22 protein-coding genes are annotated in these 26,391 nt (G+C 57.6%); 7 read left to right on the top strand and 15 right to left on the bottom strand.

Translation table 11 applies throughout. The features are described 5' to 3' along the window. Positions 1 to 184: 184 nt before the first annotated feature. Positions 185 to 664, top strand: coding sequence for an IS200/IS605 family transposase (gene tnpA, locus FYJ74_RS08005; protein WP_154529056.1), 480 nt, complete (start codon positions 185 to 187; stop codon positions 662 to 664). 233 nt (positions 665 to 897) lie between these two features. On the opposite strand, the gene FYJ74_RS08000 is transcribed toward tnpA, so the two are convergent. The 7 genes from FYJ74_RS08000 to FYJ74_RS07970 form a co-directional block, all read right to left on the bottom strand. Next, positions 898 to 1,383 carry a RidA family protein gene (locus FYJ74_RS08000; RefSeq protein ID WP_154529055.1) on the bottom strand — a complete coding sequence of 162 codons (486 nt, stop codon included), beginning with the start codon at positions 1,381 to 1,383 and terminating at the stop codon, positions 898 to 900. A 5-nt stretch (positions 1,384 to 1,388) separates the two neighbouring features. Beyond that, the gene (locus FYJ74_RS07995) at positions 1,389 to 1,811 is read right to left on the bottom strand and encodes a GrdX family protein (RefSeq protein WP_229769422.1); all 423 of its coding nucleotides are present in this window, start codon (positions 1,809 to 1,811) and stop codon (positions 1,389 to 1,391) included. A 2-nt stretch (positions 1,812 to 1,813) separates the two neighbouring features. Next, the gene (locus FYJ74_RS07990; protein ID WP_154529053.1) at positions 1,814 to 3,127 is read right to left on the bottom strand and encodes a glycine/betaine/sarcosine/D-proline family reductase selenoprotein B; all 1,314 of its coding nucleotides are present in this window, start codon (positions 3,125 to 3,127) and stop codon (positions 1,814 to 1,816) included. Between the two features lie 12 nt (positions 3,128 to 3,139). Then, the gene (locus FYJ74_RS07985; RefSeq protein ID WP_154529052.1) at positions 3,140 to 4,432 is read right to left on the bottom strand and encodes a glycine/sarcosine/betaine reductase component B subunit; all 1,293 of its coding nucleotides are present in this window, start codon (positions 4,430 to 4,432) and stop codon (positions 3,140 to 3,142) included. A 121-nt stretch (positions 4,433 to 4,553) separates the two neighbouring features. Next, a complete protein-coding gene (gene dctP / locus FYJ74_RS07980; RefSeq protein ID WP_154529051.1) occupies positions 4,554 to 5,549 on the bottom strand; it encodes a TRAP transporter substrate-binding protein DctP in 996 nt (331 codons plus the stop codon). Positions 5,550 to 5,614: 65 nt separating this feature from the next. Beyond that, on the bottom strand, positions 5,615 to 6,925 hold the full coding sequence (locus FYJ74_RS07975) for a TRAP transporter large permease (RefSeq protein WP_154529050.1): 1,311 nt from the start codon (positions 6,923 to 6,925) through the stop codon (positions 5,615 to 5,617). 2 nt (positions 6,926 to 6,927) lie between these two features. Continuing rightward, complete coding sequence (locus FYJ74_RS07970) at positions 6,928 to 7,458, bottom strand: TRAP transporter small permease (RefSeq protein ID WP_154529049.1); 531 nt, start codon at positions 7,456 to 7,458, stop codon at positions 6,928 to 6,930. 467 nt (positions 7,459 to 7,925) lie between these two features. Here FYJ74_RS07970 and FYJ74_RS07965 point away from each other — a divergent pair, with 467 nt between their 5' ends. From FYJ74_RS07965 to FYJ74_RS07950, 4 genes are all read left to right on the top strand, one after another. Beyond that, positions 7,926 to 8,621: a FadR/GntR family transcriptional regulator gene (locus FYJ74_RS07965; protein WP_154529048.1), complete on the top strand. Its 696-nt coding sequence runs from the start codon at positions 7,926 to 7,928 to the stop codon at positions 8,619 to 8,621. A 207-nt stretch (positions 8,622 to 8,828) separates the two neighbouring features. Next, complete coding sequence (locus tag FYJ74_RS07960; protein ID WP_154529047.1) at positions 8,829 to 10,817, top strand: tetratricopeptide repeat protein; 1,989 nt, start codon at positions 8,829 to 8,831, stop codon at positions 10,815 to 10,817. A gap of 299 nt (positions 10,818 to 11,116) precedes the next feature. Then, positions 11,117 to 12,289 (top strand): efflux RND transporter periplasmic adaptor subunit, encoded by a 1,173-nt coding sequence (locus FYJ74_RS07955; protein WP_195838858.1) that lies wholly within the window; start codon positions 11,117 to 11,119, stop codon positions 12,287 to 12,289. Beyond that, positions 12,286 to 15,327, top strand: a complete 3,042-nt coding sequence (locus tag FYJ74_RS07950) for an efflux RND transporter permease subunit (RefSeq protein ID WP_320634406.1) — start codon at positions 12,286 to 12,288, stop codon at positions 15,325 to 15,327. The genes FYJ74_RS07955 and FYJ74_RS07950 overlap by 4 nt, the downstream gene beginning before the upstream one ends. Before the next feature lie 154 nt (positions 15,328 to 15,481). Here the strand turns inward: FYJ74_RS07950 and FYJ74_RS07945 are convergent, their stop codons facing one another. The 6 genes from FYJ74_RS07945 to FYJ74_RS07920 form a co-directional block, all read right to left on the bottom strand. Further along, a complete protein-coding gene (locus FYJ74_RS07945) occupies positions 15,482 to 16,948 on the bottom strand; it encodes a C69 family dipeptidase (RefSeq protein ID WP_195838857.1) in 1,467 nt (488 codons plus the stop codon). Between the two features lie 106 nt (positions 16,949 to 17,054). Further along, positions 17,055 to 17,609 (bottom strand): DUF6305 family protein, encoded by a 555-nt coding sequence (locus FYJ74_RS07940; RefSeq protein WP_154529044.1) that lies wholly within the window; start codon positions 17,607 to 17,609, stop codon positions 17,055 to 17,057. 26 nt (positions 17,610 to 17,635) lie between these two features. Further along, on the bottom strand, positions 17,636 to 18,787 hold the full coding sequence (locus FYJ74_RS07935; RefSeq protein ID WP_154529043.1) for a succinylglutamate desuccinylase/aspartoacylase family protein: 1,152 nt from the start codon (positions 18,785 to 18,787) through the stop codon (positions 17,636 to 17,638). Between the two features lie 12 nt (positions 18,788 to 18,799). Further along, on the bottom strand, positions 18,800 to 18,961 hold the full coding sequence (locus FYJ74_RS07930) for a hypothetical protein (RefSeq protein WP_154529042.1): 162 nt from the start codon (positions 18,959 to 18,961) through the stop codon (positions 18,800 to 18,802). Positions 18,962 to 18,975: 14 nt separating this feature from the next. Further along, positions 18,976 to 20,211: a hypothetical protein gene (locus FYJ74_RS07925; protein WP_154529041.1), complete on the bottom strand. Its 1,236-nt coding sequence runs from the start codon at positions 20,209 to 20,211 to the stop codon at positions 18,976 to 18,978. Positions 20,212 to 20,221: 10 nt separating this feature from the next. Then, on the bottom strand, positions 20,222 to 21,382 hold the full coding sequence (locus FYJ74_RS07920; RefSeq protein ID WP_326830911.1) for a glycerate kinase: 1,161 nt from the start codon (positions 21,380 to 21,382) through the stop codon (positions 20,222 to 20,224). Positions 21,383 to 21,608: 226 nt separating this feature from the next. Here FYJ74_RS07920 and FYJ74_RS07915 point away from each other — a divergent pair, with 226 nt between their 5' ends. After that, positions 21,609 to 22,763 carry a CdaR family transcriptional regulator gene (locus FYJ74_RS07915; RefSeq protein WP_154529039.1) on the top strand — a complete coding sequence of 385 codons (1,155 nt, stop codon included), beginning with the start codon at positions 21,609 to 21,611 and terminating at the stop codon, positions 22,761 to 22,763. 82 nt (positions 22,764 to 22,845) lie between these two features. On the opposite strand, the gene dinB is transcribed toward FYJ74_RS07915, so the two are convergent. Both dinB and FYJ74_RS07905 read right to left on the bottom strand, forming a co-directional pair. Then, positions 22,846 to 24,111 carry a DNA polymerase IV gene (gene dinB / locus FYJ74_RS07910; RefSeq protein WP_154529038.1) on the bottom strand — a complete coding sequence of 422 codons (1,266 nt, stop codon included), beginning with the start codon at positions 24,109 to 24,111 and terminating at the stop codon, positions 22,846 to 22,848. Between the two features lie 131 nt (positions 24,112 to 24,242). Beyond that, positions 24,243 to 24,611 carry an MGMT family protein gene (locus FYJ74_RS07905; RefSeq protein ID WP_154529037.1) on the bottom strand — a complete coding sequence of 123 codons (369 nt, stop codon included), beginning with the start codon at positions 24,609 to 24,611 and terminating at the stop codon, positions 24,243 to 24,245. 361 nt (positions 24,612 to 24,972) lie between these two features. Here FYJ74_RS07905 and FYJ74_RS07900 point away from each other — a divergent pair, with 361 nt between their 5' ends. Continuing rightward, positions 24,973 to 26,322, top strand: a complete 1,350-nt coding sequence (locus FYJ74_RS07900) for a YjiH family protein (RefSeq protein ID WP_154529036.1) — start codon at positions 24,973 to 24,975, stop codon at positions 26,320 to 26,322. Positions 26,323 to 26,391 lie beyond the last annotated feature (69 nt).

Raw genomic sequence — 26,391 nt, 5'->3', positions numbered from 1 at the left:
CTTCCCGGCGTCGGGAAGGCGGTTTTTTGTTGTTCAAAGAAACCCCCCGGCTGTGCCGGGGGTTCAGGAAGCTTTAAGCTATGGTCAAGTATTTTGTTTTTTATCGAAGTGAAAGAAATGCTCCCTGAGATTAAGATAGATGAGGCTGGCAACCGCATCCGAAATAATCGAAGGGAGCTTAGAAATGGCACAGAATGCCAATGAAACTTTATCACATACGACTTGGAACTGCAAATATCATGTTGTCTTTGCCCCTAAATTCAGACGTCGTCTCATATATGGCAAGCTCAGAGCAGAAATTGGGAAAATACTGAGAACGCTGTGTGAACGCAAGGGAGTAGAAATATTGGAGGCAAACGCGTGTCCCGATCATATCCACATGCTGCTGCAAATACCGCCTCAATACAGCGTATCGGAAGTCATTGGATTTCTGAAAGGCAAAAGTTCACTGATGATCTTTGATAGATTCGCGAACCTGAAATACAGGTATGGGAACCGAAAATTCCGGAGCCGAGGCTATTATGTGGATACAGTAAGGCGCAATGAAAAGAAGATAATAGAATATATTCACAATCAACTTCAGGAGGACAAGCTGACAGATCAGCTCACCCTGAAAGAACTGGAAGACCCGTTTACGGGTGAGTCGGTGAGAAGAGGCAAGTAAAGAGCCACTTTAGTGGCTTGCCTGTGATAGAGGTGCGCTTGTCAGCCTTTTCAGAGCCCGAGAGGGTGGCCGGTAAGAGGCCCTTATAGGGCCAGAGCAAGCCACCGGCTTAGCCGGTGGTCCTGACTGCGAAGATCCGCGGCGGCTGGAAGCTGCGAAAGCGTTCCTGTTTTTAAGCGGCATGAAAAATCCCTGCCCGCGAAAGCGGCAGGGATTTTTTGCAGAGCATGGGGTCAGTCTGCGGGGAATTCGCGTGGCTCCTTGAGGCGGACAACGATTTCCACTTCGACGACCGCATTGCCGGGCAAGGCCTGGATGCCGATGGCGCTGCGGGCGTGGCGACCGGCCTGAGCGAACACCTCGAGCAGCAGATCGGAGGCGCCGTTCAGCACTTTGGCCGTCTGCGTGAAGCCCGGAGCGGCGTTGATGAAGCCTGTGACCTTGAGGACGCGTGCCACGTTGTCCAGCCCGGCGGCCATGTCGACGGCGGCCAGACAGTTGATGGCGCAGACGCGGGCGGCCGCGTAGGCTTCTTCGAGGCTGGGGCCGTTTTCTGCGCCCATTGTGCCGGTGTACGCGACCTCGCCGTTGACGCGCGGCGTCTGTCCGGAGGAGAAGCACAGCGTTCCCGAAGCCGTGGCGGGCACATAGGATCCCGTGGGCTTGTTCGCGGGCGGAAGCTCGATGCCCAGTTCTTTCAGTCTTTCTTTGATGCTCATGCCAATCACCACGTTTTGAATTTTTGCTGCCGGAGAGAGAGGAGCTCTTGCCGCTCCCCGTTTTCAGCGCTGTTCATCGTCGTTTTGAAAAGCTCGAAATCGACGGTTGCGTAATCCGCGTGAGTTCCGGCGGGAATCTCGCCGTATTCGATGTCTTCCACTTTGTCCAGGGCTCTGTTGATGAAAGCCGTCTGTCGATCCTGCGGGATGCGTCTGCGCGCCGGCGGGGTCTGAGTCAAAACCACCGTGCGGTAAGGGTTGCGCAGAAGACGTTCATTCCCTGCGACGGGGTGCGCAAAGAGAGAATACTCCCCGCTTCCCACCAGGTCAAGCGCTCTATACAGGACTTCCCGCGGCGTGCCTTCAATCCGTTCATAGTTCACCTGACAAGAATCCCAGACCTGAGGATTATTGGACAGAACTAACATTTCTAGTCAACGTTGAAGACCGTCTGCTTGTCGATTGAAGTTGCAAGAGCTTCGATCGCTTTTTTGAAGATCTTCATGCGGATTGCATACTCGTCGTTAGGCTCTTCGTCCGGCTTGCCGATAGGTGTAGGGATGGCAACGCCGCGAACAATGCGGTTAGCGCCGACGGTCAGAGCGATCGAGGGAACGGCCGTGATCAGAACCGCAGGGATGCCGACACGGTCGATCTCACGGGCAAGCGTTGCACCGCAACGCGTACCAGTGCCTCAAGTGGACGTCAGAACGATGCCTTGCACGCCTTTCTCTTGAAGTCTCAGTCCCATTTCGTGACCGTACTTCTCGGCGGATTTCACGGCGGTCACGTTACCGACGGTCACTGGGTATTCATCAAGCAACGCGCCAAAATCAAGCTCTTTTTGACAGGCGCGCGCCACGTCCAACGGCAGGACGCGATTGGGATTGGCGTTGCCGGGGACAGGATCGTAACCGCCATGGGCTACTTCGTAGTCGCCGGCTTTCAGCGTTTCAATGCCGACAAGACTGTAACTCTTCCACTTGGAAGCGTTGTGGGCCTCGATGTGATCGGGATTGCCTCGGGGAACGATGCCTCCTTCAGTGCCAATGGCCAGAAGCGCGTGCTTGATGTCTTTCACTGCTGGCGCAGGCGGTACGTGATCATAGGTGGGCATGGGCAATTCCGTGAGATAGGGGGTGCCGGTTGCTTTGGCAATCAGCATGTCGACGGCGCGGCGGGAACCGCGCTTTTTCTCGCGAATATTAACGCGGATGCCGCGGGGGTGATAGCCTTCTTCGGCGGGCAGACCGATGCGTTCGCCTTTGAGTAGCTTGGTGCCGATACGTGCCATTCCGGCCAAAGCGTTTTTCATATCGCGAGCGGAATCGCTCGTTTTTACGACGTACACGTCGCGTTTGGCGATATCGACGCCGGGGCTGACTTCGTTCATGGCGGCGATAACTGGCAGTTTCAATTCTCTGGCGACAGCCTGACACAGCATGCCGCACGCCATGCCATAGCGGCCGGCGGCAAAGGAGGGACCGGCGATAAAGAACCCTGCATCGTTGTCTTTGATTACCTGAAAAACGAAATCCTTGATTTTTTCAGGATGCTCGGCAGCGTAGTTGTCGCCGCAGATGATGGTTTTAGCAATAACGATTTCATCGTTAAAAGCCTTTTCGATCTGTTTGCCAAGGTTATTAGCTCCATCGAGAACGGAAGGGCCTACGCCGGCTTTTTCTTCGCCGCCGATCTGACCATAGAACTGGTTCATATAGTGAATTGTTTTTACTGCACACATCTTCTCTTCCTCCTAGATGGCCACAGTCTTGAGATTTTCAATGCCAAGTTCGTTTGTCGAACCCATGATGCCGGCGATTTCCATGTCAATGGAACCGTCAGGACGAAAACTGCCTACATGACCGCCGGTGATGTAGTCGACCGCGTCGATCACGCCGATGACCCTGTCCATGGGCGGAAGGATGACGCGCTGGTTGCCGTTCCCGTTGGTGATCACTGCGTCAGCCTCGGGCGTGATGTCGGCAAGTCCCGCGGAGGCCCCGTCGGAACCGGCGTATTCGTCGGTAACAAGCACGGTTCTGATACCGACTTTTTCAAAGTAACGGGCGGCCATCATCAGATCCGCTTCCGGATTGCCGCCGCCGTCTTCGCTGACAATGGCCGCCGTAGCGCCAAGCATCTGGGCGGTCTTGAGAATCTGGCGGGCGATACGTTCCTTTTCGGCGAAAGCCGTCTTCACCGGTGCGACAATGATCCCCATCAAATTGATTGTCTTGCCGTCTTCGTCGAGCAGGTCTTCGATGAGCGGATTGTTCTGGTGGTGGTAGGTGGTATGCTTGTGGCAAGGCGCGGCGCAGTTGCCGCTGACGACCGCGCCGTCCATAAGCTCGGTGGGATTGCAGAGCATGGGCAGGCAGCCCTGGGCATTCACGCCGTAGAAATAGTTGTCGTGGAGCAGGCCCTCGGCGATAGCCTGGCAGACGTAGACGACCTTGGGCAGCTTGGCGAACTTTTCAAGGCGCTCTTCCAGCGTGTATACCGGGTAGGTCACTTCCTTGAACTCCTTCACGCCGCGGCCGATGTCGCCGATGTAGCGGGCGGCACGAACGCCGGCAAGGCGGACGGCACGTTCGTGCTCAGGCTTGGTGATGCCTTCGGCAGGCTCCATGACCAAGACGAGATTGCACTTTTTTGAAAATAGATTAAATTCCGCGCCGGGGCCGCTCATATCGATCAGCCCTTCTTGAAAGTTGACCATGTTGCCTGATGTAACGACACATACGCCGTCCATCACGATCGATGTGCCGGTTCCCGCTTGGTAGTTAGCGTCGGTGATGGTGCCGATAAAGGATTCCTCGTCGTCGTTCAGGCGTGAGCGAGGTTCGAGAATGTCTTTTACGGGAACAATGCGCACGCTTTCGCCAGGACGCGCCACTTCGATCCTTACGTCTTTAAGGTGGCGATCCTCAAGCAGCATCGCTCTCAATTCGGCTTCATTGACATAAAGATTGCCGTTTTCTACGGCATTTCGGTTTGACAATGTGATGTCGGCGATCTTGATCCTTCTTAAGTGAAAGAGTTCCATAACTTCTACACCTCCACAGAGCGATTGAAATGTTATGCTGGAAACGCAAGCTGTTGAACAAGTTGGAATCGGAAAAAAATGGAAAAGAGAATGACTCTTTTCCATAAAGCAAGCAGATTTCTTACTCGTTGATCATACTGACGACGGCGTCAAAATTTTTTGGACCGATGGCTTCGCGGATCGCGGGGAAAATCGCTTTGCGGGCGGCCTCAGCGCAGGCGGTCAGCTGCTCGGGGGTAAGACGGATGATCTTTGCGCCGTAGTCCTCAAGGCGTTTTTCGTTGTACGCGGTATCCGCTTCGCCGACTTCCATGCGATGATCTTCGAAGTGCTTGGCGGCCTCGACGATGATTTTCTTGTCTCCGTCGGAAAGGGACTCCCACAGCTCCATGTTCATAATCAAAGGCCACGCTTCAACGTGAGTGTTGGAAGGGATATAGAACTTTACCAGGTCGCGGTAATTGGCATAATAGCCCTCAGCGCCGGCTCCAAAAATGCCGTCGACAATGCCGGTCTGCAAGGCTGTGAATGTCTCAGCCAGAGGCAGAGGCGTAGCCATGTAGCCCTGAGATTCGCCGAGCAGTTCGTAGGATTTCTGAGGCATGACGCGGACCTTCAAGCCCTTGTTGACGGAAGGATTGCCGGGGCTGGGCGGTTCTTTGGCAAGCGCGATGCCGCCGAAGTAGGAGGGCCACATGCCTAAGAGCTTGATGTCTTGTTTGGCAAGACGTTCAGCAAGCCAGTTCATGAAGGGCGAACCGGTGCGGAAATTTTTGCGGATGCCGCTCCAGTCCTTGACAAGATAGGGCAGATTGACCATCTGCAACTGACGGTCCACCGATGTGCTGATGGACTGCACAGCCATCTCCACGGAACCGACGCTGATACGCTCCTGCACCACCGTGTAGTCGCCGAGCTGAGCGTTGGGGTAAATCTCGATGTTGATTCGGCCGTTGGACTTGGTTTTGACTTCTTTGATGAAAGCTTTCACATCATTGTCTATGGCGGTACCGGCCGGACGAATCGTAGAAATCTTCCACGTATAGGTCTTTTCCGCGGCACAGACGCTGGAGCAGCAAAACAGCGCAGCAAGTACGACAATACCAAACTTCTTCATAACCATCGCCTCCTGAAAAAAATTAGAACATCGAATCGATTTTATTGCCTTTGGCAACAGAGCCCCTAAGGGAGAACAACGTACCCCAGCAGGCTGGGGAGCCACAGAGACAACGCGGGCCAGAACGACGTCATGATCATGACCGGAAGATAACCTAGAAGCACAAACACCATAGCGGGACCAAGAATATCGGTGAATTCCACATCGCCGACGCGCATCCCCAAGTAGAGAATGCTTGCGTAGGGCGGAGTGACGCCGCCGATCGCCAGGTTCACTCCCATAATCGCGGCGAAGTGAATGGGATCGATGCCGATGGCCTTTACCAACGGGAGAAGCAGCGGCGCCACGAGAATAACTCCGGTCAAGTCGTTGACGATCATGCCGACAAACAGAAGCAGTAAATTAATCAGAATCAAAAGTAGCGTCCTGTTTTGCGTGATGCCGAAAACCGTTTTGACGATACTTTGGGGAATCTGAAGCATGACATACGTTTGGCTCAGCATCATGCTGCACATGATCATCAGCATAATTGAACCGACGGAGACGGCTGAATCCTTGGCGATGCGGAAATAATCCCTGCCTTTGAGGCCGCCGTAGACCCAAATGCCGATTGGAATTGAATAGATAATGGCAGCGGACGCAGCTTCGGTTGGCGTCATCACTCCGCCGTAGATGCCCCCGAGGATAATAACGGGCATCATCAAAGCGGGCAGGGCTTTCCAACCGCGGCGCATGATTTCCTTGCGACGCTCGGCTTTGCTGGTCTCCGGTTCAAGCACCAGCGGGAACCGGCGTGACCAAACTAGATTAATAATCGAGAACAGCAAAGTCACCAGCAATCCAGGAATGACCGTGGAAAGGAAACAGGCCAGAATTGACGTCTCCGTGACCCAGCCGAAAACGATCATGATCACGCTGGGCGGAATTAACAGACCAAGAATGGACGAATCGGTAATCAGGGCAGTCGCATAGCCGCGCGGATAACCTCGTTCCACCATTCTGGGGATCAGTAGAGGCCCTGTTGCTGCCACGCCAGTAAAACCGCTGCCGGAAATGGCTCCAATGATCGCACAGGTTACCGTTGCCACTACGCCCAATCCGCCTTTCTTACGTCCTACGAAACCGTCGACAAAGTCAAGCAGATACTTGGCAATGCCGCTGATTCCCATGAGGCCGCCGGCGAAGATAAACAATGGTACGCAAAGTAGCGTTGGGCTGAGAATCTGCTGCAGTCCCCACATGAGCATTCCCTTCATGGAGACGCCGCCGATAATACTCATATAAGCCAACGCCCCGCCAAAGCAAAACGGGAGCGGCACGCCAAAGGTCAGCAGAATGATAAGAACCCCTAGCGACGCCAGAGCAAGACTAACCATGATCATTCACCCTCCTGACGCAGACTGGCCGCAGTACCGTGCCTAAAATGACTGATATGTTCGTACAGCTCGACACAGGAATAGACAAGCATGAGAATCAGTGCGACAAAAACAAGCCCTTCATACCAAATCGTCGGCAGGTAGAGCGTGGGACTCTCTTTCTCCATGCGGATCAGATATTTAAAGTAGTCATAACCCCAACGAATCAGCCAGACAAGCACAGAGCAGGTAAAGAACGATGCGAGAGCGCGGACAGCGCTTATGGAGCGAGGAGTTCTCAGAAAGACCTCCAGCACTCGGGCGACGATCTGAGTTTTCTCAGACGAAGCTTTGACAGCGCCAATCATAAAGAGCCATGTTGTCGGAAATAGCAACAACTCTTCAATACCCATCAGCGGCGCGTGGAAAATGTAGCGCAGGACGACCTGAACGAACACAAGCGAAGCCACGATCGTTATCAGCAGGACGAGAAGAATATCCTGCAGTTTATCGGCAGCGCATCTCAAAACACAATGCGTTCCCGAATCATTCATGGTGGTCACCTCCACTTAATTTAAATTTCCATTCCTGTACGATCGACCACATAAAACAAAAGAATTATACGTCAAATAGGCGAGTCATCGAACATGTTCAACAATAGAACATTAACATTTAATCCAGAGGAAGTCAATTGCTAAACAGGAATGTGTATTATTATGAAATATAATACTTTATTTTTTAATTCATTTTTTAGTATGGACTAGACAAAATAACAGAGGAATATTACGTTTATTAGTCTGTTAGCACAATAAATGATGAATGAACTATAAATTCTTTGGAAGTATGTTATAGGCCAACAAAACGACATTCAAAAAAGTTCCTGCATTTTTCAGAAATTTTTTCGAAGATAATAAGGCGATCATTTCTGTTGGCTTTCTCTATTAAATATTGGACAGCCTTGTAAGGCATGTTATAATTAAAAATACTACAAATAATCAATCAGGAAAGAGTGACGTATGGCATGATAAAGCCAGCTAATCGGGCGTCTTTGCACGACAATGTCCTTGCTCAGCTGATCGACGGAATAAAAAACGGACAATGGAAACCTGGTGAGCGGCTGCCGGGAGAAATGGTTCTGGCTCAGCAGTTTCAGGTGAGTCGTAATTGTATCCGAGAGGTTTTGAAAGCCATGGCGCTGGCGAACATTGTCAAAGCCTACCCTGGCAGCGGCACCTTTATAACTGAGGATGCATTGCAGAATATTGAGGGGCCGCAATTGGCCTCGACCGCCTTTGGCAGCAACTCTTTGTGGGAACTGAAGGAAATGCGCGATCTGTTGGAGGGGCACGCGGCCTATTTGGCGGCAAAGCGCGCCACTCCCGAGCAGATTAAACAGTTGCACGATGTACTTGAACCACCAGCTGGTGCGGATATCACAGAAGCGCATCAGAATTTTCATAGAATGCTGATGGATATTGCCGGCAATCAGCTTCTGTCCAAGATTTTTACCTCGGTGAAAGCCGAATTAAATTCATTGAGGAAAAAATACGGACTGCTGCCCAAAGAAATTCTCACGACGTACAGCCGGGAGCATAGCGAGATTTACGAAATGGTGAAGGATCATCGTCCGGAGGCCGCACGGGCTGCCATGCTCAGACATATTGACGCAGCCTGGACGGATACTCTTTATGAGGACCTTAAGGGAAATAGGCAATAATCGTAGAAGGTAAAGCGCTTTTCGCTTCCACGTGCATGCTCATCATCGATTCCTCGCGAAATATCGCGGGGAATTTTTATTTTGGCAAAGGCGCTCGTCGTCTGCTTTCGGCAGGAATTTACGCGCGCCTCGCTGATTGTGTATAATAAAATTCTACGGGGAAAGCGCGAGCGCGTTCTTTCCGTTGGAAGGGAGAAGACGATCACAATGAAACGGTTCATCAGGAGAATTTCCGCAGCGCTGGCGGCGCTGTGGCTGTGCGTCGTGCCCACGGCGTCGGCGGCCGACGATTACGATCCGGTCAACACGGCGGTGGCGCTGAACATGGCCGTGGTCTCGGTCAAGCACATGACGGCCAGCCGCGACCGGATCGTGCTCGATCAGGAGTACCGCAGCATCATCAACAATCTCAGTCTCGGCGACATCGCCAGCGACGGCGAGATCGTCAAACTTTACAGCCGGCTGCTGGACACGATCAACACCTATCGTCTGACCGAGGAGGAAGGCAAAGTTTTTCAGGGCGTGTACGACAAGCAGCAGCATCATGCCCTGATCTCGTCGCTGTCGAAAATGTGGCCGGTCGGCGGCGACCTCGACAGTTTCTTCGCCTCGCTGTTCAGCGGCGGCATCACGGCTTATTTCGGTTACCGCAGCGAGATGGCGGAGATCCGCAACACGGTGGATCAGAAGATGTGGTCGCTGAAAAAAGAAGCGCTGACGGCGCTGAACGACTTGCAGAAGGAGCTGCTGGCCGACTCGTGGGCGCTGCTGCGCAAATACCGCCTGCCCGACGCCTACCGCATCAGCCAGGAGGATCTGGACTATCTCGAGCAGACGCTGGCGCAGCCCGACAAGCACAAAGCGCTGTTGATGTTCCCGGCGTTGAAGAAGTCTTTTGGCGCCTATCCGCCGTTCTGGTATTACTATGGCGAGGCGGCCGGCCGCTGCGGCGATGTGAAGACGGCGCTGGCTTGCTTCGACGAGTTCGACCGCCAGTGGCGGCGCGTGCTGCGCCGCGACCCGTACAAGGTGCAGACGGCCAAACAGCGCATTCTGCTCGACAAAAGCCTGCCGCCGTCCCGCCTCAAAGAGCTGCTGGCCGAGATCAGGGAGAACATCGGGCCGCGCGATTGGCTCGACAATCTCTTTTACGGCACGGTCAGCTGGGCGCTGGGCGACCGCAAGGCGGGGATGACGGCCGTGCGCAACAACGTGCTGTTCGAGGCGGAAACGCAGATCAGCCCTGTGGTGCTCGAGTCCATGGAGTCCGGCGATTTCGACATGACGCATTTTCGCCGCGGTTTTTGGCGCGTGCTGGCGAACGTGAACGCGCCCGTGGAGACGCTGGATCTGCTGACGGCGTGGTTCAACCACGAGGACGGCGCGGCGCGGCGCATGGCGGTGGAACTGCAGCGCCTCCATCCCGACGCTCCCGTGCCCTGCTATGTGGAGGCGCAGCTACGGCGCGGCAGCCTCGGCGTGACTCAGGGACGCGTCCGGGCAGGCGCCCTGTTGGCCCGTCACGAAGATCTGGCGCGGCGCGGCGGCGAAATTTACGCGGCGCTGGCGAACTTTTGCCGTGTCTATGCCGGTCAGGGGCGCGAGCGCGCGCAGTTCCTGCTCGGGCAGATCTGCGAAAACGGCTGGGGCGGCGAAAAAGAACCCTTCGAAGCGGCCAAATGGTACCGGCTGGCCGCCGAGCAGGGCAGCGACGCCGCTCAGGAACGTTACGCCAGTCTGTGCGAACGGGGCGCCGGCGTGAAGAAAGACGTCGACGAAGCGGCCCGCTGGTATCTGCGCGCCGCCCGCCAGGGCAACGAGTTGGCGCAGTTCAGCCTTGGCGGCTGCTATCGCGCCGGCCGCGGCGTCGGACAAAATCTGGCTGAGGCCGCTTCGTGGTTCCTGAAAAGCGCCCGTCAGAACTACGCTCCCGCGCAGAAGGCTCTTGGCGAGCTGTACAGCAAGGGGGCCGGCGTGCCCCGCGACGACGAGGAGGCCTATAAGTGGACGTGGCTGGCTCGCCTGAACGGCGCCGTCGGCACGACGCGCCTCATCAACAGGCTGGAAGGGCGCGGCATGTTACGCGGCGCCAGGCTTTCGGCGGGAAAATGCGAACGCGCACGGGAGGCCGCGCAGAATCTCTTTGAACAGATGAACGCTTCATCGTCCGCGGATGATGAAACGGAAAACCGCTGACCGACACCAGTGTTCCACGTGGAACATGGAAAGCGGCCGGAGGCTGATGATCGAGGATCCATCGGCTTCCGGCCGCTTTTCGTCGGCCGCGGTTCAAAAGGCTCTTTTCATAAAATCGCTTTCCGCGGGGTGCTAATCGCATGACGAAATTTCTTCCCGCGCCGCTCCGCGGCGGTTTTGTCCGCGCCGTCCGTGCAAAGGCCGGGCGCGCGTGATACAATCAACGCGACAGGTTCGTCGGATCCGCGGGCGCGATGCGCCGCCCGCGAAAGGGAAAGAATGGCACTGGAGGAATGAGGATGAGAAAGTTTTCCGCTTTTTCGCTGCTGAAAACGGCCGCCGGGCTGGCCGCGATCTTCGCCGCCTGCGCGGGGATCGAGGGATTTCGCCAGCTGCACGAGCCGAAGCCCGAGCCGGAGATCGTCCGCCCCGTGCGCACGGTCAGGCTCAACGGCGGCGCGGGCGAGAACGTACATCGCTATTTCGGCACCGTGCAGGGGGCGCAGCGCGTCAATCTGTCGTTCCGCGTCTCGGGGCCGCTGCTCGAACTGCCGGCCGAAAAGGGCGTTGCCGTGAAAAAAGGCGACCTGCTGGGGCGCGTCGACCCGCGCGATTTCCAGACCCGCCTGACGCAGGCGCAGGCCGCGCTGTCGCAGGCGCGCGCCCAGTACAGCGACGCCGCCACCAACTTCAAACGCTACGACGAGCTTTACAGGCAGAAAGTCATCGCCGCGGCGCAGTACGACGCCTACAAGACGCAGCTGGACGTGGCGCGCTCCGCCGTGCAGCAGGCCGAGGCCCAGGCGCGCACGGCCGCCGACGCGCTGCGCGACACCGAGCTGCGCGCTCCCTTCGACGGCGTCGTCGTCGACCGCATGGCCGAGAAGTTTCAGGATGTGCTGCCCAAGCAGCCCGTTCTCAGCCTGCAGGACATTTCCGCGCTGGAGATCGTCTTCGCCGTGCCCGACAAGGATGTGCTCAGCGTCCCCGTGCCGGCCGGTATCGATGCTCGCGATCTGGCGCGGTACGCCGCCTCCTTCGGCATGGAGGCCCAGTTCGACGCCATCGCTGGCCGGTCGTTTCCCGTGCGCCTCAAGGAATTCGCCGCGCAGGCCGATCCGCGCACCAAAACGTACCCCGTCACCGTCACCATGCCTCAGCCCGAGGGCGCGCGCGTGCTGCCCGGCATGGCCGTCACCGTGACGGTTGATTTCTCCGCCGGTGCAGCGGAAAAACGCTTTCTCGTGCCCGAGCCGGCCGTGCTGGCCGGAGAGAACGGCGCGCACTGGCTGTGGCGCTTCGAGGACGGGCAGGTCAGCCGCGCGCCCGTGGCCGTGGCCGGCTGGAAGGGCGATCGGCTCGAGGTGAGCGGTGAGGGGCTGCGCGACGGCGATCTGATCGTCACGGCCGGCGTGCATTTTTTGCGGGACGGGCAGAAAGTCCGCCTGCTGAAATCCGGCGAACGGCAGTGAGCGTCGCGCGCGCCAGTTTGAAACACCGCGCCGTCGTCCTGTTCCTCTGCGCCCTGACGGCGGTCGCGGGCGTGGCGGCGTATTTCCGCATCGGCAAGCTGGAGGATCCTTCGTTCACGATCAAGACCGCCGTGGTCACCATCGTCTATCCGGGCTCCACGGCTTACGAAGTTGAACGCGAAGTCACCAGCCGCGTCGAGGACGCCGTGCAGGCCATGGGCGAGATCAAGCGCATCCGCTCGCGTTCCGTCCCCGGCATGGCGATCGTCTACGTGGACATCAAGGACAAATACACGTCGAAGGATCTGCCGGAGATTTGGGACGTGCTGCGCCAGAAGCTGAACGACGTGCAGGTCTTCATGCCCGCCGGCAGCACGATCATGGTCGACAACGACTTCGGCGACGTTTACGGTCAGTATTATGCGCTCGTCGGAGACGGGTACACGATGAAGGAGCTGTGGGACTACGCCGATTTCCTCAAAAAACAGCTCGTGCTCGTGCCCGGCGTGGCCAGCGTGAAGATCCTCGGCGAGCAGAAGGAAGCCGTGTACGTGGAGTTCTCGGCGACGCGCCTGTCGTCGCTGGGGCTGCCGCCGAACGCTATATTCAACGTGCTGAACCAGCAGAACACGCTCTCGGCGCTGGGCACGACGACGCTGGGCGACCGCTTTGTGCGCGTCTCGCCGACGGGCGCCATCATGTCGGTGGACGACATCGGCGACCTCGTCATCGGCGGCGTCGGCGGGCAGCTGATCCGCCTGCGCGAGGTGGCGACGGTGCGACGCGATTTCGTCGATCCGCAGAGTTTCATGATGCGTTTCAACGGCCGTCCGGCGCTGGGCATCGGCATCGCCACGGTCGCCGGCGGCAACGTCGTGACGATGGGCGAGGGCGTTTCGAAGCGCCTGCGCGAGTTGGAAGTGCACCGCCCGATCGGCATGGAGCTGAACGAAATCTACATGCAGTCCGACCAGGTGACGCGCTCGGTGCAGAATTTCATCGTCAACCTGATCGAATCGCTGGCCATCGTCGTCGGCGTGCTGCTCGTGTTCATGGGCATGCGCACCGGGCTGATCATCGGCGCCGTGCTGCTGCTCACCGTGGCGGGCACGTTCGCGATCATGAACGCCTGCGACATCTTTTTGCAGATCGTCTCGCTGGCTTCGCTGATCATCGCGCTCGGCTCGCTGGTGGACAACGCCATCGTCGTTTCCGAGGGCATGCTCGTCGGCGTGGAGCGCGGCATGAACGCCGAAGACGCCGCCGATCAGGCCGTGGAAGGTTCCAAATGGGCCATGCTGGGCGGCACTTTTATCGCCGTGCTGGCTTTCGCTCCTATCGGCCTGTCGCAGGACAGCACGGGCGAGTTCTGCCGCTCGCTGCTGCAGGTCGTGGGCATCTCCATGATGCTCAGCTGGGGGGCGGCCCTGACCGTGACGCCCGTCTTCGGACAGCTCATGCTCAAGCCGTCGCCGCAGAAGGGCGATCCCTACGACCGGCCGCTGTTCCGCGCTTACCGCGCCCTGCTCGAAGGGTGCCTGCGCCATCGTTCCATCTCGATGGCGCTGACGGCGGCGCTGTTCGCGCTCTCCTGCTGGGGCCTGACGCGCCTTGACACGTCGTTCTTCCCGGACGCCAACACGGTCTACTACACCGTCGATCTGTGGAGCGACGAGGGCGCGTCGCTGGCGGCGCAGCGCTCCGCCGCCATGGAGCTGGAGCGGTTTTTGCGCTCGCAGCCCAACGTGAAAAACGTCACCGATTTTATCGGCGGCGGCAGCCTGCGCTTCATGCTCACCTATTCGCCGCCCGATCCCGACACGGCCTACGCGCAGCTGCTGGTGGAGATGAAAGACCCCGAAGACACACGTGCCATGCTGCTGCGGACGCAAAAGCGTCTCGACGAGGAAATGCCGCAGCTGACGGGCGTGTGCAAGCTCTTCTCCAAGGGCAGCGGCATGGCTCCGAAGCTCGAAGCCCGCTTCTACGGCGACGATCCGGCCGTGCTGCGCGATCTGGGCGCGCAGGCGCTGCGCATCGTCGAAGCCGATCCCAGCCATAATTTCGCGCGCATCGACTGGCGCCAGCCAGTGGAAGTGATCCATCCGCGCGTGCTCAAGGATCAGATGCAGAACCTCGGCCTGACGCGGCCGCAGATCAATCAGGCGCTGCTCATCGCCACTACGGGGCTGCCGATCGGTGCCTTCCGCGACGGCGACAAAACGCTGGCGATCTTGGCGGCCCTCGTGCCGGAGCAGCGCAATCAGATCGACCGGATCAAATCGCTGCCCGTCTGGGCGCCGGCCGCGAACGCCACCGTGCCGCTGGGCACCGTGATCTCGTCCCTCGACGTCGACTACGAAGACAACATCGTCATGCGCCGCAACCGCAGCCGCGTGCTCACCGTGGCCAGCGAGGTCAAACTGGGGCATAACGCCGACGCCATGCTGGAGCGCGTGCGCGCCCCCATCGAAGCCATCGGGCTGCCCGTGGGCTACTCGCTGGAATGGGGCGGCGAAAAAGAACTTTCCGACGACGCCGTCGGCGGCATGAAGGTGGCCTTTCTGCCCGCGCTGCTGATCATGTTCACGATCATGGTGTTTCTGTTTAACGGCTTTCGCCAGCCGCTGATCATATTCGGCGCGCTGCCGCTGATTCTCATCGGCGTCGTCGGCGGCCTGTGGCTGGCCGGTATGAGCATGAGCTTTTTGGCTATCGTCGGCACGCTCAGCCTCGTGGGCATGCTGGCCAAGAACTCGATTGTGCTGCTCGATCAGGTCAGCGCCGATTTCGCCGCCGGGCGCGACCGCTACGAAGCCATCGTCGAAGACGGCGTCAGCCGCCTGCGGCCCGTCGCCATGTCGGCGCTCACTACCGTGCTCGGCATGGTCCCGCTGATCTGGGACCTGATGTTCGGCCCCATGGCCGTCACCATCATGGCCGGGCTCACCGTGAGCACCATCCTGACCCTGATCGTCATCCCCGTTCTCACCGCCGTTGTCTATAAAGTCCCCTGTCCACCCAAAGAACGCGACTGACCAAAAGCGTGCGCGCCGCGGCGGTCGGGCTGAAAAAATCGAACGCCGGTATCCTGCGTAAAACGCGGCAGCGGCCGGAACGCGAAAGGAAAATTTCCCTTCGCGTTCCGGCCGCCTTTTCTGGACCTTCGAGAATCAGTGTAACATGTGGATGCTACTGGAACAGCACGACCTTGGCGTTTTTGTTGCTGACGCCTTCAGGATCAATTAGATTCACCTTGGGGCCAGGAACAACCTTGTTGAGTTCTTTAAACACGCCTTGAAGTCCCTTGGCGATGTCCCAGCTATTGTCACAATAAGCTTGGACGAAGTCGCTGATAAGTTTTTGGGCTTCTTCGTCTTTACCGGCGTTGAACAATTTGACAGCCTGCTTTTCCATCATCTTGTTCTCATTGAACATGCGGTTTTCATAAGGTGTCCAGACAGCCTTGAGCACGTCGAAGTAGCAGTCTTCGTTGACACGTGCCATGCGGTCGAGCATGTCGAAGCACCACCAGGGCGACTTGATGTCGTAGGTGTTTTCGCCAATAGAAAGCTCTTCAGGAACCTTGGCGCAGAAGTAGAAAGGACGATAACCGGAGCAGTCCGGCGAAGCCATGGCGGCCCAGATCAGAGTGCGCATTGCTTCAGGAATCTCGGGATTCGTGCGCATCTGAACGACGGCACTGCCGGCAATGCTGTTGCCGATCATGTGCTCGCTGAGGGCTCGGGTGACTTTAGCCATACCAAAGCGAGACTCAAGGAATGAACCGGCTAGTTTGTTGTCTCTCATAACTTCCATAATGTCTGAGGGGACGATCTTGCCCATTTTCTTTGCAAGCATGTCATAAGCACGGCGCCCTTTAGTTTCGAAGTTGGGGCGAGGAGTGATTTGGCTGTAAACTTTGAAGAAGTTGAATTCGTCTCCCGGGGCATACCAGCCTTTGTCGATGGCATGCTGAATCAGATCTTCGCTACACTCATCGTAAACGGCGCCGATAGAGCACATATTGGTGAGGGCAAAAACGCCTTCATTAGGGTCGATCTTGCGGGCGATCCAGCGGCGGTCTGAGGTCTCGAGCACCCAGGCCTCATGAGGATCAACAATCAGGAAGGAATTCCAGTATACGTACAGGTCGGAAGCGCTGGGAGGGTTGGCATTGCCTCCCTGACCGTACTTTTCGATCATGTCAATGATGACATGCATAGCTTCATAAGCGGTGGCGCCGCGTTCAACGGCAAGACGGTTCAGGTCATGGCCGTTCATGCCCTCTTCTTCATGATGAACAGGGTCTTTGGTAAGGATTAGTTCATTACCGCAACAGACGCCTTTTTCATTCATTTCGATCTCGCCGCCCCAGCCCCAATAGGGTTCAGCGCCGATCACGGAGTAAGTAACAGGAGCTTGGGGAATTTCGCAGTGGCTGACCTTGACGGTCTCGCCGGCGGCGTGCTTGCCGCCTTGATGGAACTTGAAGGTCATGCACTCTTCGTTGTTACGATTGCTATTTTTGGCCCACATCATGTTGCCGTCAGCGCTTCCTTTGGGGGTGACGACAACCATGTCACATGCTGCGGCCATATTAGCAACCAGAGAAACAATAACCATAGCGACGCTGAACTTTCTGAGCCCCTTACGCATAGAACATTCTCCTTTCATGAATCGAACAGCGTTTAAAGTTTTTTACCTGAGGGCGCCGGGTGCGTGTTGCAGCGGTGCCCGTACTGCACACATAGTTCCTGCAAGTTTACTGATTGGGGAACAGGTTTTTTAGGTTCTTGGCGAGGAAGGCGGCCTTGGGCATAGTGATCAACGGAATGTTGTTCTTTGCACAGGTGTCAGTGAAGTAACCATCTTCATTGCCAGCATCATAAACGATGCAGGTAGCCGCGTATTTCATGCTCGCTTCGATAAAAGGTTGCGAGGTGGTCCCACGTCGGGCTTTGCCCCCAATATGGATGCAAATGATGGGAATGCCGGCGGTGTGGGCGGCTTCGACCAGATCGTTGACGCGAGTCAGCTCGGATGCTTCGTCGATACCAGCGCTGCCGAGCCCTTTCAGGCTGTGTCCGGGAACGACGACGAGAGTTTTAATGCCTTCGAGCTTGGCGGGCTTAGCTAGGTTTTCTAAAACGGCCTTGATGTTGGCTTTTTCAAAGTGAAAATTTACGGTAGCCGCTTCGATGCTTTGACCGGCTGACGTGATGAGCACAGGCGCCTCAAAGGTATTCTGGGCAAGAGCGGAGCCTGTCACGAGCATTATGGTCAGAAGAGCAAAAATGGCAGCTTTCAGCGTTTTCATAATGATTCCTCCTTAACAATATCGTTTTATTTCTCTGGCGCGTGAAGAAAGGCTCCCACGCCTTTTTCCACAATTTCCCTGTACGGTGGAATGCCCTCTGCTTCAATGGCGCGATCTGGATAAAGCTCATTAAAGGAATTGATAATTTCTTCAGCGCTCTTGATCTGACGCGCGACGCGCAACGACAACGGCCAGCCATTTTCATCCATATCAACGAACAGACGTCCCAATTTACCGGCTTTGATATAATTTGTATCCTGACCGGTTACGATCAAGTCGTTTGTCATTTTGCCATGAAAACGTCCCTGTGACGGATTAGGCGTTTCCATTAAGAACGGCATGGTCGTGGAGGAGTAATCGCCAACTTCGCGATGAAAGAATCCATGAAGGTTGCCTGGAGAAGCTTCCATGGTGTACTGCAGGTCTTCCATGGAGAGGTTGAATTCGGCTCCCAACGCCACTTTGCTGCTCTTCTCGGGATAGCAGATAGCGTTGATTAAGAAATATTCCAGCGGTGCTTCGTGAAAGTCGGCGGCAAGATCAATTTTTTCCTTGCGCATCAGTTCCATATAAGCGTATGCGAGCTTTTCCGTATAGGTACCGTCAGGGCGGCCGGGCCAGCAACGGTTTAGATTGCGCGATTCTTCGCCAGCCATGCTCTGCAACGATTGGTGATGCACAAAAATATCGGGATCTGGCCACTGGTAGATGGGATTGGTGTAGCGCGAACCAAACTTGAACCAGCGTTTGCCGTTCGGTGTATCAACGTAATAGCGGTCGAAGAAGCCTTCCAGTGGCGTTGTATGTGTCAGACCGCTGGGATTGGCACGTGGTACGATAAAAATGCGTCCTTTTTTTACGTGAAGATTTTCAATCATCGCAATCGCGGCGACGTGACCTGAAGGCTCATCGTTATGTGTCCCGCCGAGAATGAGTATGGAAGCACCGGGCATGCCGCTGTCGAACACATAAACCTCACCGTCGGCTGTTGTTCCTCGGACGCCGTCGAAATATTCGCTGAGACGGGCGATACGAGTCAGAGCGGCGCTAGGATAAATAGGGAACTGTTGTCTCGATTCAATGAAAATCTTCCGACTGGCGACGAACAGTCCGCCAAGAATGGCAAATGCGCAGAGCGATTTAACCAGATTGTCGGAGGAAAAGACTCTTTTATCCATGGTCTCCGCCACCTACTTGATGTTGAACAGCCGCAGCAGCAACGGCAATAGAACGATGACGCCGAGAATTTTTTTCGTCATCGAATTATGCCTGAAGATATTAACGGCGAACAGCACAGTTATCAGGATGAAAATGAGACGGTAGCACCATGTGATTCCATTGTAGATGCCCATTTTCAAGCCACCACCTATACGAATACACGAGCAATCATGTTGGAAAAAATCACGAAAAGCAGCGAGAACAGAGCGATCATGATGATATACGGCATCATGGAACGCAAAATTTTGCCGTAATCATTGACCCCCAGCGCTTCACCGGCGACCTTGCTCACGATGGCTGTGGGCGGAATAAGCTGGCTCAAAGCACACAGCACCGAGCAGCCGGCCGTAACCACGATCGTGTTATGTTCCAGCAGAGCCAGGACCAACGGCAGTCCAAACAGCGCCGCTCCGCCCAGCATGGAAACCGCACCGCCCAACAACGGCAGCGCAACCAGCAGAACCAGATAAATACCAACTGGCGGCAGGCTCATACAAGCGGTGATGATGTCACCCTTGATGCCGGTCAACGTTGCAATCTGCACCAGAACGCCGACGCTAAGGAGCAGTGCCGCTGTGTCGAGCACGGGACTGTCGATCGATCTGAGCAGCACCGCTCCCATACCTTTGACATGTCCTGTCAGTAACACACATAACATGGCTGTTGTGAACGCCAACGGCGTGCCAAGGTCGGGAACCTGTCTGGGGAATGCGCGGGGCAGGCCAATCAGCAGAAGGAGTACAATGATGGGGAGGTATACAACAGGTTTCAGAGTACTAAAGAGCGGTTTGTTCGTCAATTCATGATTCTCAGATGTTTTAAAACGGCGTGCTGTCTTAGTCCCCATACACAAAACGGTCGTGATTCCCAGTGGAATTGTAACTGCTGGCAGAACGAGCCCAAACCCTTCATAAGGCATGTTAATCGCACAGGCAATGATCATAACAGGAATATTGAGCGGCCCGGTAACGCTGCCCAGCATGGCGCCGAGAGATATAAAAGCCACTGCTTTTTCAGGAACGAAGCCCATTTCTATCAGCAATGGATAGGCCAGCCCGCCAATGATCAACACGGCTGGAACTCCTAAGCCGGTAAACATGCCAGGTATATAAAGCAGCGCCATAACGGTAAACAGGAAAAACAACGGATAGCGATCCATCATACGGGCCAAGCGCTGCATCAACAGGTCAATTGCGCCACTAGCCTCATAAACGCGGAGGAACATTACACCTGTCAGGATGACCACGACAATATTCAAATAACCAAACTCACCTTCAATTAACTGCCGATACGGCACTCCGTATCCTGTTGCCAGCGAAAGTACAACGCTGACCAAGAGCAGATAGAAGGCAACTGGCATGTGGATTTTTCTTAAAAAGTTCACTGATGTCACCTCATTGTTCTGTGCTTAGGTGGACGTGTTTTAAGGTCATTCTGACGATGCGCATCAGCCGTTCCGCCGCGCCGGACAGCAGTTCAGGCGCGCGGGCGATCGACTCGCCGAGCGTCATCGGGCCTGTCGCCGTCGGCATGATCACGTCGATGCCGTATTTGTACACTTTCTCCGCGCCCGGTTTCATGGCGCCGACGACGGCCGCCACGGGGATTCCCCCGTGACGTTTGGCTCTTCGGGCCACGCCGGCGGGCACTTTGCCGTACGCTGACTGCCCATCGATGCTGCCTTCGCCGGTGATGACCAGATCGCAGCCGCTCATGTGCGCGTCGAATCGGATCAGGTCGAGCACGGTGTCGATGCCCGACTGGATCTGTGCGCCGCAGAACAGGGGCAGCGCCGCTCCCAATCCGCCGGCCGCGCCGCAGCCGGGAACGTCCAATATGTCGCGCCCCAGGTCGCGCCGCGCGATCTGCGCGAAACGATACAGCGCCGCGTCAAGCCGCGCGATCGTCTCGGGCGTCGCGCCCTTTTGCGGCCCGTAGACCGCCGACGCGCCGTCCGGTCCGCAGAGCGTGTTTCTCACGTCGCAGAGCGCCGTGAAGCGGCTTTGCGACAGCCGCGCGTCCAGGCGCGACGCGTCGATGCGTGCCAGACGTTCCAGCCCGGCGCCGCCGGGGCCAAGCTCGCGCCCCGCGGCGTCGGAAAACGAAACGCCCAGGGCTTGCGCCATCCCCATGCCTGCGTCGTTCGTCGCCGAGCCGCCGAGCCCGATCAGAAACTTCCGGCAGCCCTCGTCCAGCGCCGCTCGTATCAGTTCTCCCGTGCCGCGGCTTGTGGCGAGCAGCGGATTCAGCTTTTCGCGCGGTACCAGCGGCAGCCCCGAAGCCGATGCCGTCTCGATGACGGCCGTCCCGTCGGGCAATATCGCAAACGCGGCTGCGACCGGATCGCCCAAAGGGCCTGTGACGTTCGCCGTTTTCTTCACGCCGCCCAGCGCCGACAGCAGCGCCTCTGCCGTGCCCTCGCCGCCGTCGGCCGCGGGCAGACGCACGATCCCGGCTTGCGGAAAAACGGCTGCGATCCCTTGCGCAATCGCACGCGACGCCTCCACAGCCGTGCAGCATCCCTTGAATGAATCCGGCGCCACCACAATCTTCACGCTGATCTTCTCCTTCAAACCGGGATATTCGAATTCCGTAAAACGATTATAAAAAAAGCCGTACGCCATTGCCATGTCTTGTAAAATAAAATTTTATGTATAATACTATTATGGAAAACATCCCGTTCTTGCGCACGCGTGTTTTCAGTGTGCACCGTTGCGCTCCCGACGCGTGTTTGGGAAGGACGCGGAATTGCCGCATCGCAAACGGAGGAGGACTTTTGGGATGAACATCTCTCACGACAGCGCCATGCGCATCGTCACCGAAATGAGCTCCGTCATCGGGCACGACGTCAACATGATGGATGACCGCGGCGTCATCATCGCCAGTACCGACCCCGAACGCCTCGGCACCTTCCATGGCGGAGCGCTCGAACTGTTCCGTCAGGAGCTTGACGAACTCATCGTGGCCAGCGACGGCGAATATCCCGGGGCTCGTCAAGGCATCAACCTGCCCGTCTGCTTCGAAGGCGCGACGGTGGGCGTGATCGGCATTACCGGCAAAGGGAACGAGGTGCAGCAATACAGCCAGATCATCAAGAAAATGACCGAGATCCTGCTGCTGGATTCCTGGGGCGAGCGTCAGAAGCAGTTGCGCGCCGCCATGTGGAGTCAGTTCATGGAGGAATGGCTTTTTTCGGCCGAGGAGCAGATCGCCGAGCGTTTCGTCGAGCGCGGACTCGAGCTCGGCATCGACATCCGCAAGCCGTTTCAGATTTTTGTCGTCGCGCTGGAACAACGCGGCGCGGCGGAAGAGCAGGAGCGCCTCGCTCGCGTTGAGGAGGCGGTTCGGCAGGTTGTGCGGGAGGCAACGGGAGGTTTTTACTATAAACTGCCGTTCCGTTATGTCTGTTTCGTATCCCCTGTCAGCGAGAAACGGCTGCGCGAGATGGCCGGCCGCGTCTATGAAAACGTGGAACGCTGCGGTTTTCGCTCTTTTATCGGCATCGACGCCGAGCCTGTCGACTGCCGACACGTCCGCGGCGCTTACGACCGCGCCGGCAAAGCGCTTCGGGCCGCGGTGCAGAACGGGGAGCGTTGCGCCTTCTATAACGGCGTCGATATTGAATTTATCGCCGGCGAAATGCCCCTCAAAACGCGCCAGGATTTCGTCGCGCGCCTTTTTCGAGGGTGCTCCGAACGCGACTGCGGCGAAATCGCGGATTTCCTGTCCGTCTATTTTCGCTGCAACGGTTCGATTCAGGCCGCTGCGAAAGAGCTTTGTCTGCACAAAAACACCGTGCAGTACAAGCTGCGCCGTATCCACCAGCTGACCCGTCTCGATCCGCGTAGCCTGAAAAACGCGGCGATTTTCGAGGTCGCCCTCGCCATTCTCAAGACGCTGAGATCCGACACGGCGGCCGGCGCGCTGCATTTATAAAGCGAGCGATCGAAACGCCGAAAAGAAACAGGGCATAAAAAGTTCCGCGGGACACCGTTGGGTCGGTGTCCCGCGGAACTTTTTATGCCCCGTTGGGCGTCGTCGGGAGGGCGCGGGTCTGCATCAGGTCGATGAGTTGGTACAGAAGTTCTCCGGTCCGGTCCCGCAGCGCCGGGCGCAGGTCCACGCGGTAGCGGCGCTGCAGGTCGAGCAGGCGGGCGCGGAGGCGTTCGGCGTTCAGGCGTTCGCGTTCCCCGCCGAGAGTAGCAAAGGTGAGCTGGCGCACGGAGCTTTCGCTCAGGTTCTGGAGGCCGACGCCGATCAGGCGCACGGGGTTTTTCTCGATCCCGGCGAGCAGGGCGCAGCCCGTCTGGTAGATCTCGTAGGGCTGATCGACGCTCTCGCCGCTGCGGGAGCGGGTGACGGTTTTCATGTTCCAGTAGGTCGCCTTGAGCGTGACGGTGCGGCCGTTGAGTCCGAGAGCGCGCAGTTTGCCGCCCAGGTCGAGCGACAGCAGCAGGAGCACGTCGCGCAGGTAGCCGAAATGGGAGGTGTCTTTCTGGAACGTGACTTCGCGGCTGACGGACTTGGCGTCGGCGGCGTCGGAGGGCGTGACGGGGCGGTCGTCGACGCCGAAGGAAAGTTCGGCGAGGTGGCGGCCGGTTTTGCCGCCAAGCAGGGCGGGAAGGCGGTCGCGGTTGTTCTGAACGTCGCGCACGGTGTAGATGCCGGCGTGGTAAAGTTTCTCCGCGGTTCTGGCGCCGACGCCGTAGAGCACGGTGATGTCGCGGTCGACGATGAGGCCGATGAAGTCCCGCGGCGTGAGAATCTCGAAATAGCCATCGGGTTTCTTCTCTTCGCTGGCGAGCTTGGCCGACGTTTTCGAGTAGCCGACGCCGACGGAGCAGGTCAGGCCGGTTTCGATTCTCGTGCGCTCCTTGATGAGGCGGGCGACGCGCCGGGCGCCGCCGAACCGGCGCGCGGAACGGCTGACATCGAGGTAGCCCTCGTCGAGCGCCACGTATTCGGTGGCGTCGGCGTAAGCGCTCCAGATGGCGTGCAGCCGGGCCGAGGCCCGGCGGTACTTTTCCCGGTTGGGGTGCATGAAGATCCCCCGCGGGCAGCGCCGGTACGCTTCCTTGATGTTCATGGCCGAACGCACGCCGAACTTGCGCGCTTCGTAGCTGCACGTGGCGACGACGCCGCGTTCGTCGGGCAGCGCGCCGATGATCAGCGGCCGGCCTTTCAGGGCCGGGTTGTCGCGGATCTCGACTGCGGCGTAGAACGCGTCCATGTCGACGTGGATGACGGTCCTCTGTATAGGCGTCTTTACGGCCGATTGCGTCATGGTCCCCCTCCTTTTCCCCGTGCGCTGTCAGTACGCAACGCCTGACGGTCTTTTTCCCCGGAAGCGGACTGGCCGCTTCCGGGCGATGGGCGCGCCGTTTCCCTTCGCCAAGACGGCTTCCCGTCGGTCCTTTACGGAAACAGCGTCAGCTGCTCGCCGCGGCCCCATTGGTGCCGCGACATGTCGATGCGTCCGTCGGCGAGGAACGTGACGCCTTCCTCTTCCAGCATGAGCCGTTGACGTTCTTGCCCGCCGAAGGCGAAGTCGGGCGCCAGCGTTCCCGTCTTGTTGACGACTCGGTGACAGGGGAGATCCTGCTCCGCTCTGACGCGGGCCATCACGTGCCCCACTTCGCGGGCGGCGCCGGGCGCGCCCGCCATTTCCGCGATCTGCCCGTAGGTGGCGACTTTTCCTCTGGGAATGGTCGCCACGATCTTATGGACGGCCCGTTCGAAGGCCGGCGTGACGGGGATCTCGCCCGCAAATTTTTCGTTTCTCATCGGCCCGCCTCCTGTCTGATCGTCTGCGCAAAACGGCGCCCCGCCGCGCGGCTGAAAATCAATTTGTCATCAACAAAGTTATTTAGACACTATGAGTATCTCATTAGCGCCTGACAAAGTCAATACGGCCGGTTTCTTCTCGAGGGACGGAAATGCGCCGCGCGCAGTTCGTCCGGCTGCTGCGTCGCCGAAAGCTGAGCCGGCAAAGGGGCAAGAGAAATTAACGATGATATTGATTTTTTGCGCCTAAAACATATAATAAACACGTGATTGAAGTTAAAAAAATCGGAGGGTGGTTTCCGTTTTTTGCTGCGGGAGGCCTCCGGCCTCCTGCGATTTTACGAAAGGTCGTGGTGTTCGAATGTCCGAAAACGCAGCGCCCCGCAGTTCGGCTTTATTGAAGTTCGTCGTTTTCAGTTTGTTCGGCCTGTTCATGTTTTTCTTCAAGCTCGAGTGGCTCAGCCCGAACCTGAAGAGCGTGCCGGTCGATTTCATCGTCGGCTCGCTGCAGAGCCGCGCGATGCCGGCCGTGAAGATTTTTATCCTCGCGGTCATGTACGTCGGCGCGGCGATGCCCTTTATCAAAGGCACATGGAACAAAAACGGCATGGATATCTTCATGTCGATAGCCAAAGTCTGCGGCGCCGTGATCGGCACGATTCTTTATTTCAACCTGTGGCAGAGCAACGCCTGGCTGTGGCGCGGCGACATCGGCCCGTTCCTGTTCAACAAACTGGCGATCCCGGTCGGGCTGGTGATCCCCATCGGTTCGGTGTTCCTCGCCTTTTTGGCCAGCTACGGCCTGATGGAGTTCATCGGCGTGCTGGTGGACTGCGTCATGCGTCCGCTGTTCCGCACGCCGGGGCGTTCGGCCATCGACGCGGTGGCTTCGTTCGTGGGCAGCTATTCGATCGCCCTGATCATCACCAACGGCGTGTACCGCTCCAACCGCTACACGGCCCGCGAGGCGGCCGTCATCGCCACGGGGTTCTCGACGGTTTCGATGACCTTCCTGCTTGTGGTGGCGCGCACGCTGGGGCTGATGGATCACTGGACGCCGTATTTCTTCGTGGCGATGCTGGTGACGTTCGTCGTCACGGCGATCACGGCGCGCCTGTGGCCGCTGTGTTCGATTCCCGACACGTATTTCGGCGGCGCGGCGGCGCCCGAGCCTCAGCTCGAGGGCGGCCGTCTGGAACGCGCCTGGCAGATCGGCATCCGCACGGCCGACGCCCAGCCCAACGTGTTCAAACTTTGCGGCGACAATCTGTGGGCGGGGCTGAAGATGGCTTTCGCCGTGATCCCCGCGATCACGTCGGTGGGGCTGCTGGGGCTCTGGCTGGCGGAATTCACGCCGGTGTTCGACTGGTTCGGCTACATCTTCTATCCGTTCTTCAAGGTCTTCGGCGTGGCGCAGCCCGTGCTCGGCGGCAAAGCGGCGGCGATTTGCCTGCCGGAGATGTTCCTGCCCGCGATCCTGATCAAAAGTTCCGGCACGATGCTGCTCAAGTTCGTCATCGCCGTGGTCAGCATCTCCGAGATCCTGTTCTTCTCGGCCAGCATTCCCTGCATCATGGGCACCGACATCCCGCTGAAGATGCGCGACATCCTTGTGATCTGGTTCGAGCGCGTCGTGCTTTCGATCCTGATCACGGTCCCCATCGGCATGTGGATGGGCTTCAGCGACGCGGTGCAGGCGGTCGCGAAATAACGGGAAAAAGACAGTGCCGCGAAAGGCACGCAGATCCGAAAAAACACAAGGGAGCCGCAGCGTGGGCGG

Origin of the sequence: Pyramidobacter porci, assembly GCF_009695745.1 — a bacterium.
In the GTDB taxonomy this organism is placed as follows: Bacteria; Synergistota; Synergistia; order Synergistales; family Dethiosulfovibrionaceae; genus Pyramidobacter; species Pyramidobacter porci.
The sequence above is the reverse complement of the archived record's forward strand: the minus strand, read 5'-3'. Positions and strand labels throughout refer to the sequence as shown.

Bases quoted from the DNA above. Each gene is read 5' to 3' on its own strand.
- FYJ74_RS07970 (WP_154529049.1), bottom strand. From the start codon at position 7,458: ATGAATGATTCGGGAACGCATTGTGTTTTGAGATGCGCTGCCGATAAA.
- dctP (WP_154529051.1), bottom strand. From the start codon at position 5,549: ATGAAGAAGTTTGGTATTGTCGTACTTGCTGCGCTGTTTTGCTGCTCC.
- FYJ74_RS07995 (WP_229769422.1), bottom strand. From the start codon at position 1,811: ATGTTAGTTCTGTCCAATAATCCTCAGGTCTGGGATTCTTGTCAGGTG.
- FYJ74_RS07985 (WP_154529052.1), bottom strand. From the start codon at position 4,432: ATGGAACTCTTTCACTTAAGAAGGATCAAGATCGCCGACATCACATTG.
- FYJ74_RS08000 (WP_154529055.1), bottom strand. From the start codon at position 1,383: ATGAGCATCAAAGAAAGACTGAAAGAACTGGGCATCGAGCTTCCGCCC.
- FYJ74_RS07940 (WP_154529044.1), bottom strand. From the start codon at position 17,609: ATGAAAACGCTGAAAGCTGCCATTTTTGCTCTTCTGACCATAATGCTC.
- tnpA (WP_154529056.1), top strand. From the start codon at position 185: ATGGCACAGAATGCCAATGAAACTTTATCACATACGACTTGGAACTGC.
- FYJ74_RS07945 (WP_195838857.1), bottom strand. From the start codon at position 16,948: ATGCGTAAGGGGCTCAGAAAGTTCAGCGTCGCTATGGTTATTGTTTCT.
- FYJ74_RS07935 (WP_154529043.1), bottom strand. From the start codon at position 18,787: ATGGATAAAAGAGTCTTTTCCTCCGACAATCTGGTTAAATCGCTCTGC.
- FYJ74_RS07930 (WP_154529042.1), bottom strand. From the start codon at position 18,961: ATGGGCATCTACAATGGAATCACATGGTGCTACCGTCTCATTTTCATC.
- FYJ74_RS07960 (WP_154529047.1), top strand. From the start codon at position 8,829: ATGAAACGGTTCATCAGGAGAATTTCCGCAGCGCTGGCGGCGCTGTGG.
- FYJ74_RS07905 (WP_154529037.1), bottom strand. From the start codon at position 24,611: ATGAGAAACGAAAAATTTGCGGGCGAGATCCCCGTCACGCCGGCCTTC.
- FYJ74_RS07955 (WP_195838858.1), top strand. From the start codon at position 11,117: ATGAGAAAGTTTTCCGCTTTTTCGCTGCTGAAAACGGCCGCCGGGCTG.
- FYJ74_RS07900 (WP_154529036.1), top strand. From the start codon at position 24,973: ATGTCCGAAAACGCAGCGCCCCGCAGTTCGGCTTTATTGAAGTTCGTC.
- FYJ74_RS07915 (WP_154529039.1), top strand. From the start codon at position 21,609: ATGAACATCTCTCACGACAGCGCCATGCGCATCGTCACCGAAATGAGC.
- dinB (WP_154529038.1), bottom strand. From the start codon at position 24,111: ATGACGCAATCGGCCGTAAAGACGCCTATACAGAGGACCGTCATCCAC.
- FYJ74_RS07965 (WP_154529048.1), top strand. From the start codon at position 7,926: ATGATAAAGCCAGCTAATCGGGCGTCTTTGCACGACAATGTCCTTGCT.
- FYJ74_RS07975 (WP_154529050.1), bottom strand. From the start codon at position 6,925: ATGGTTAGTCTTGCTCTGGCGTCGCTAGGGGTTCTTATCATTCTGCTG.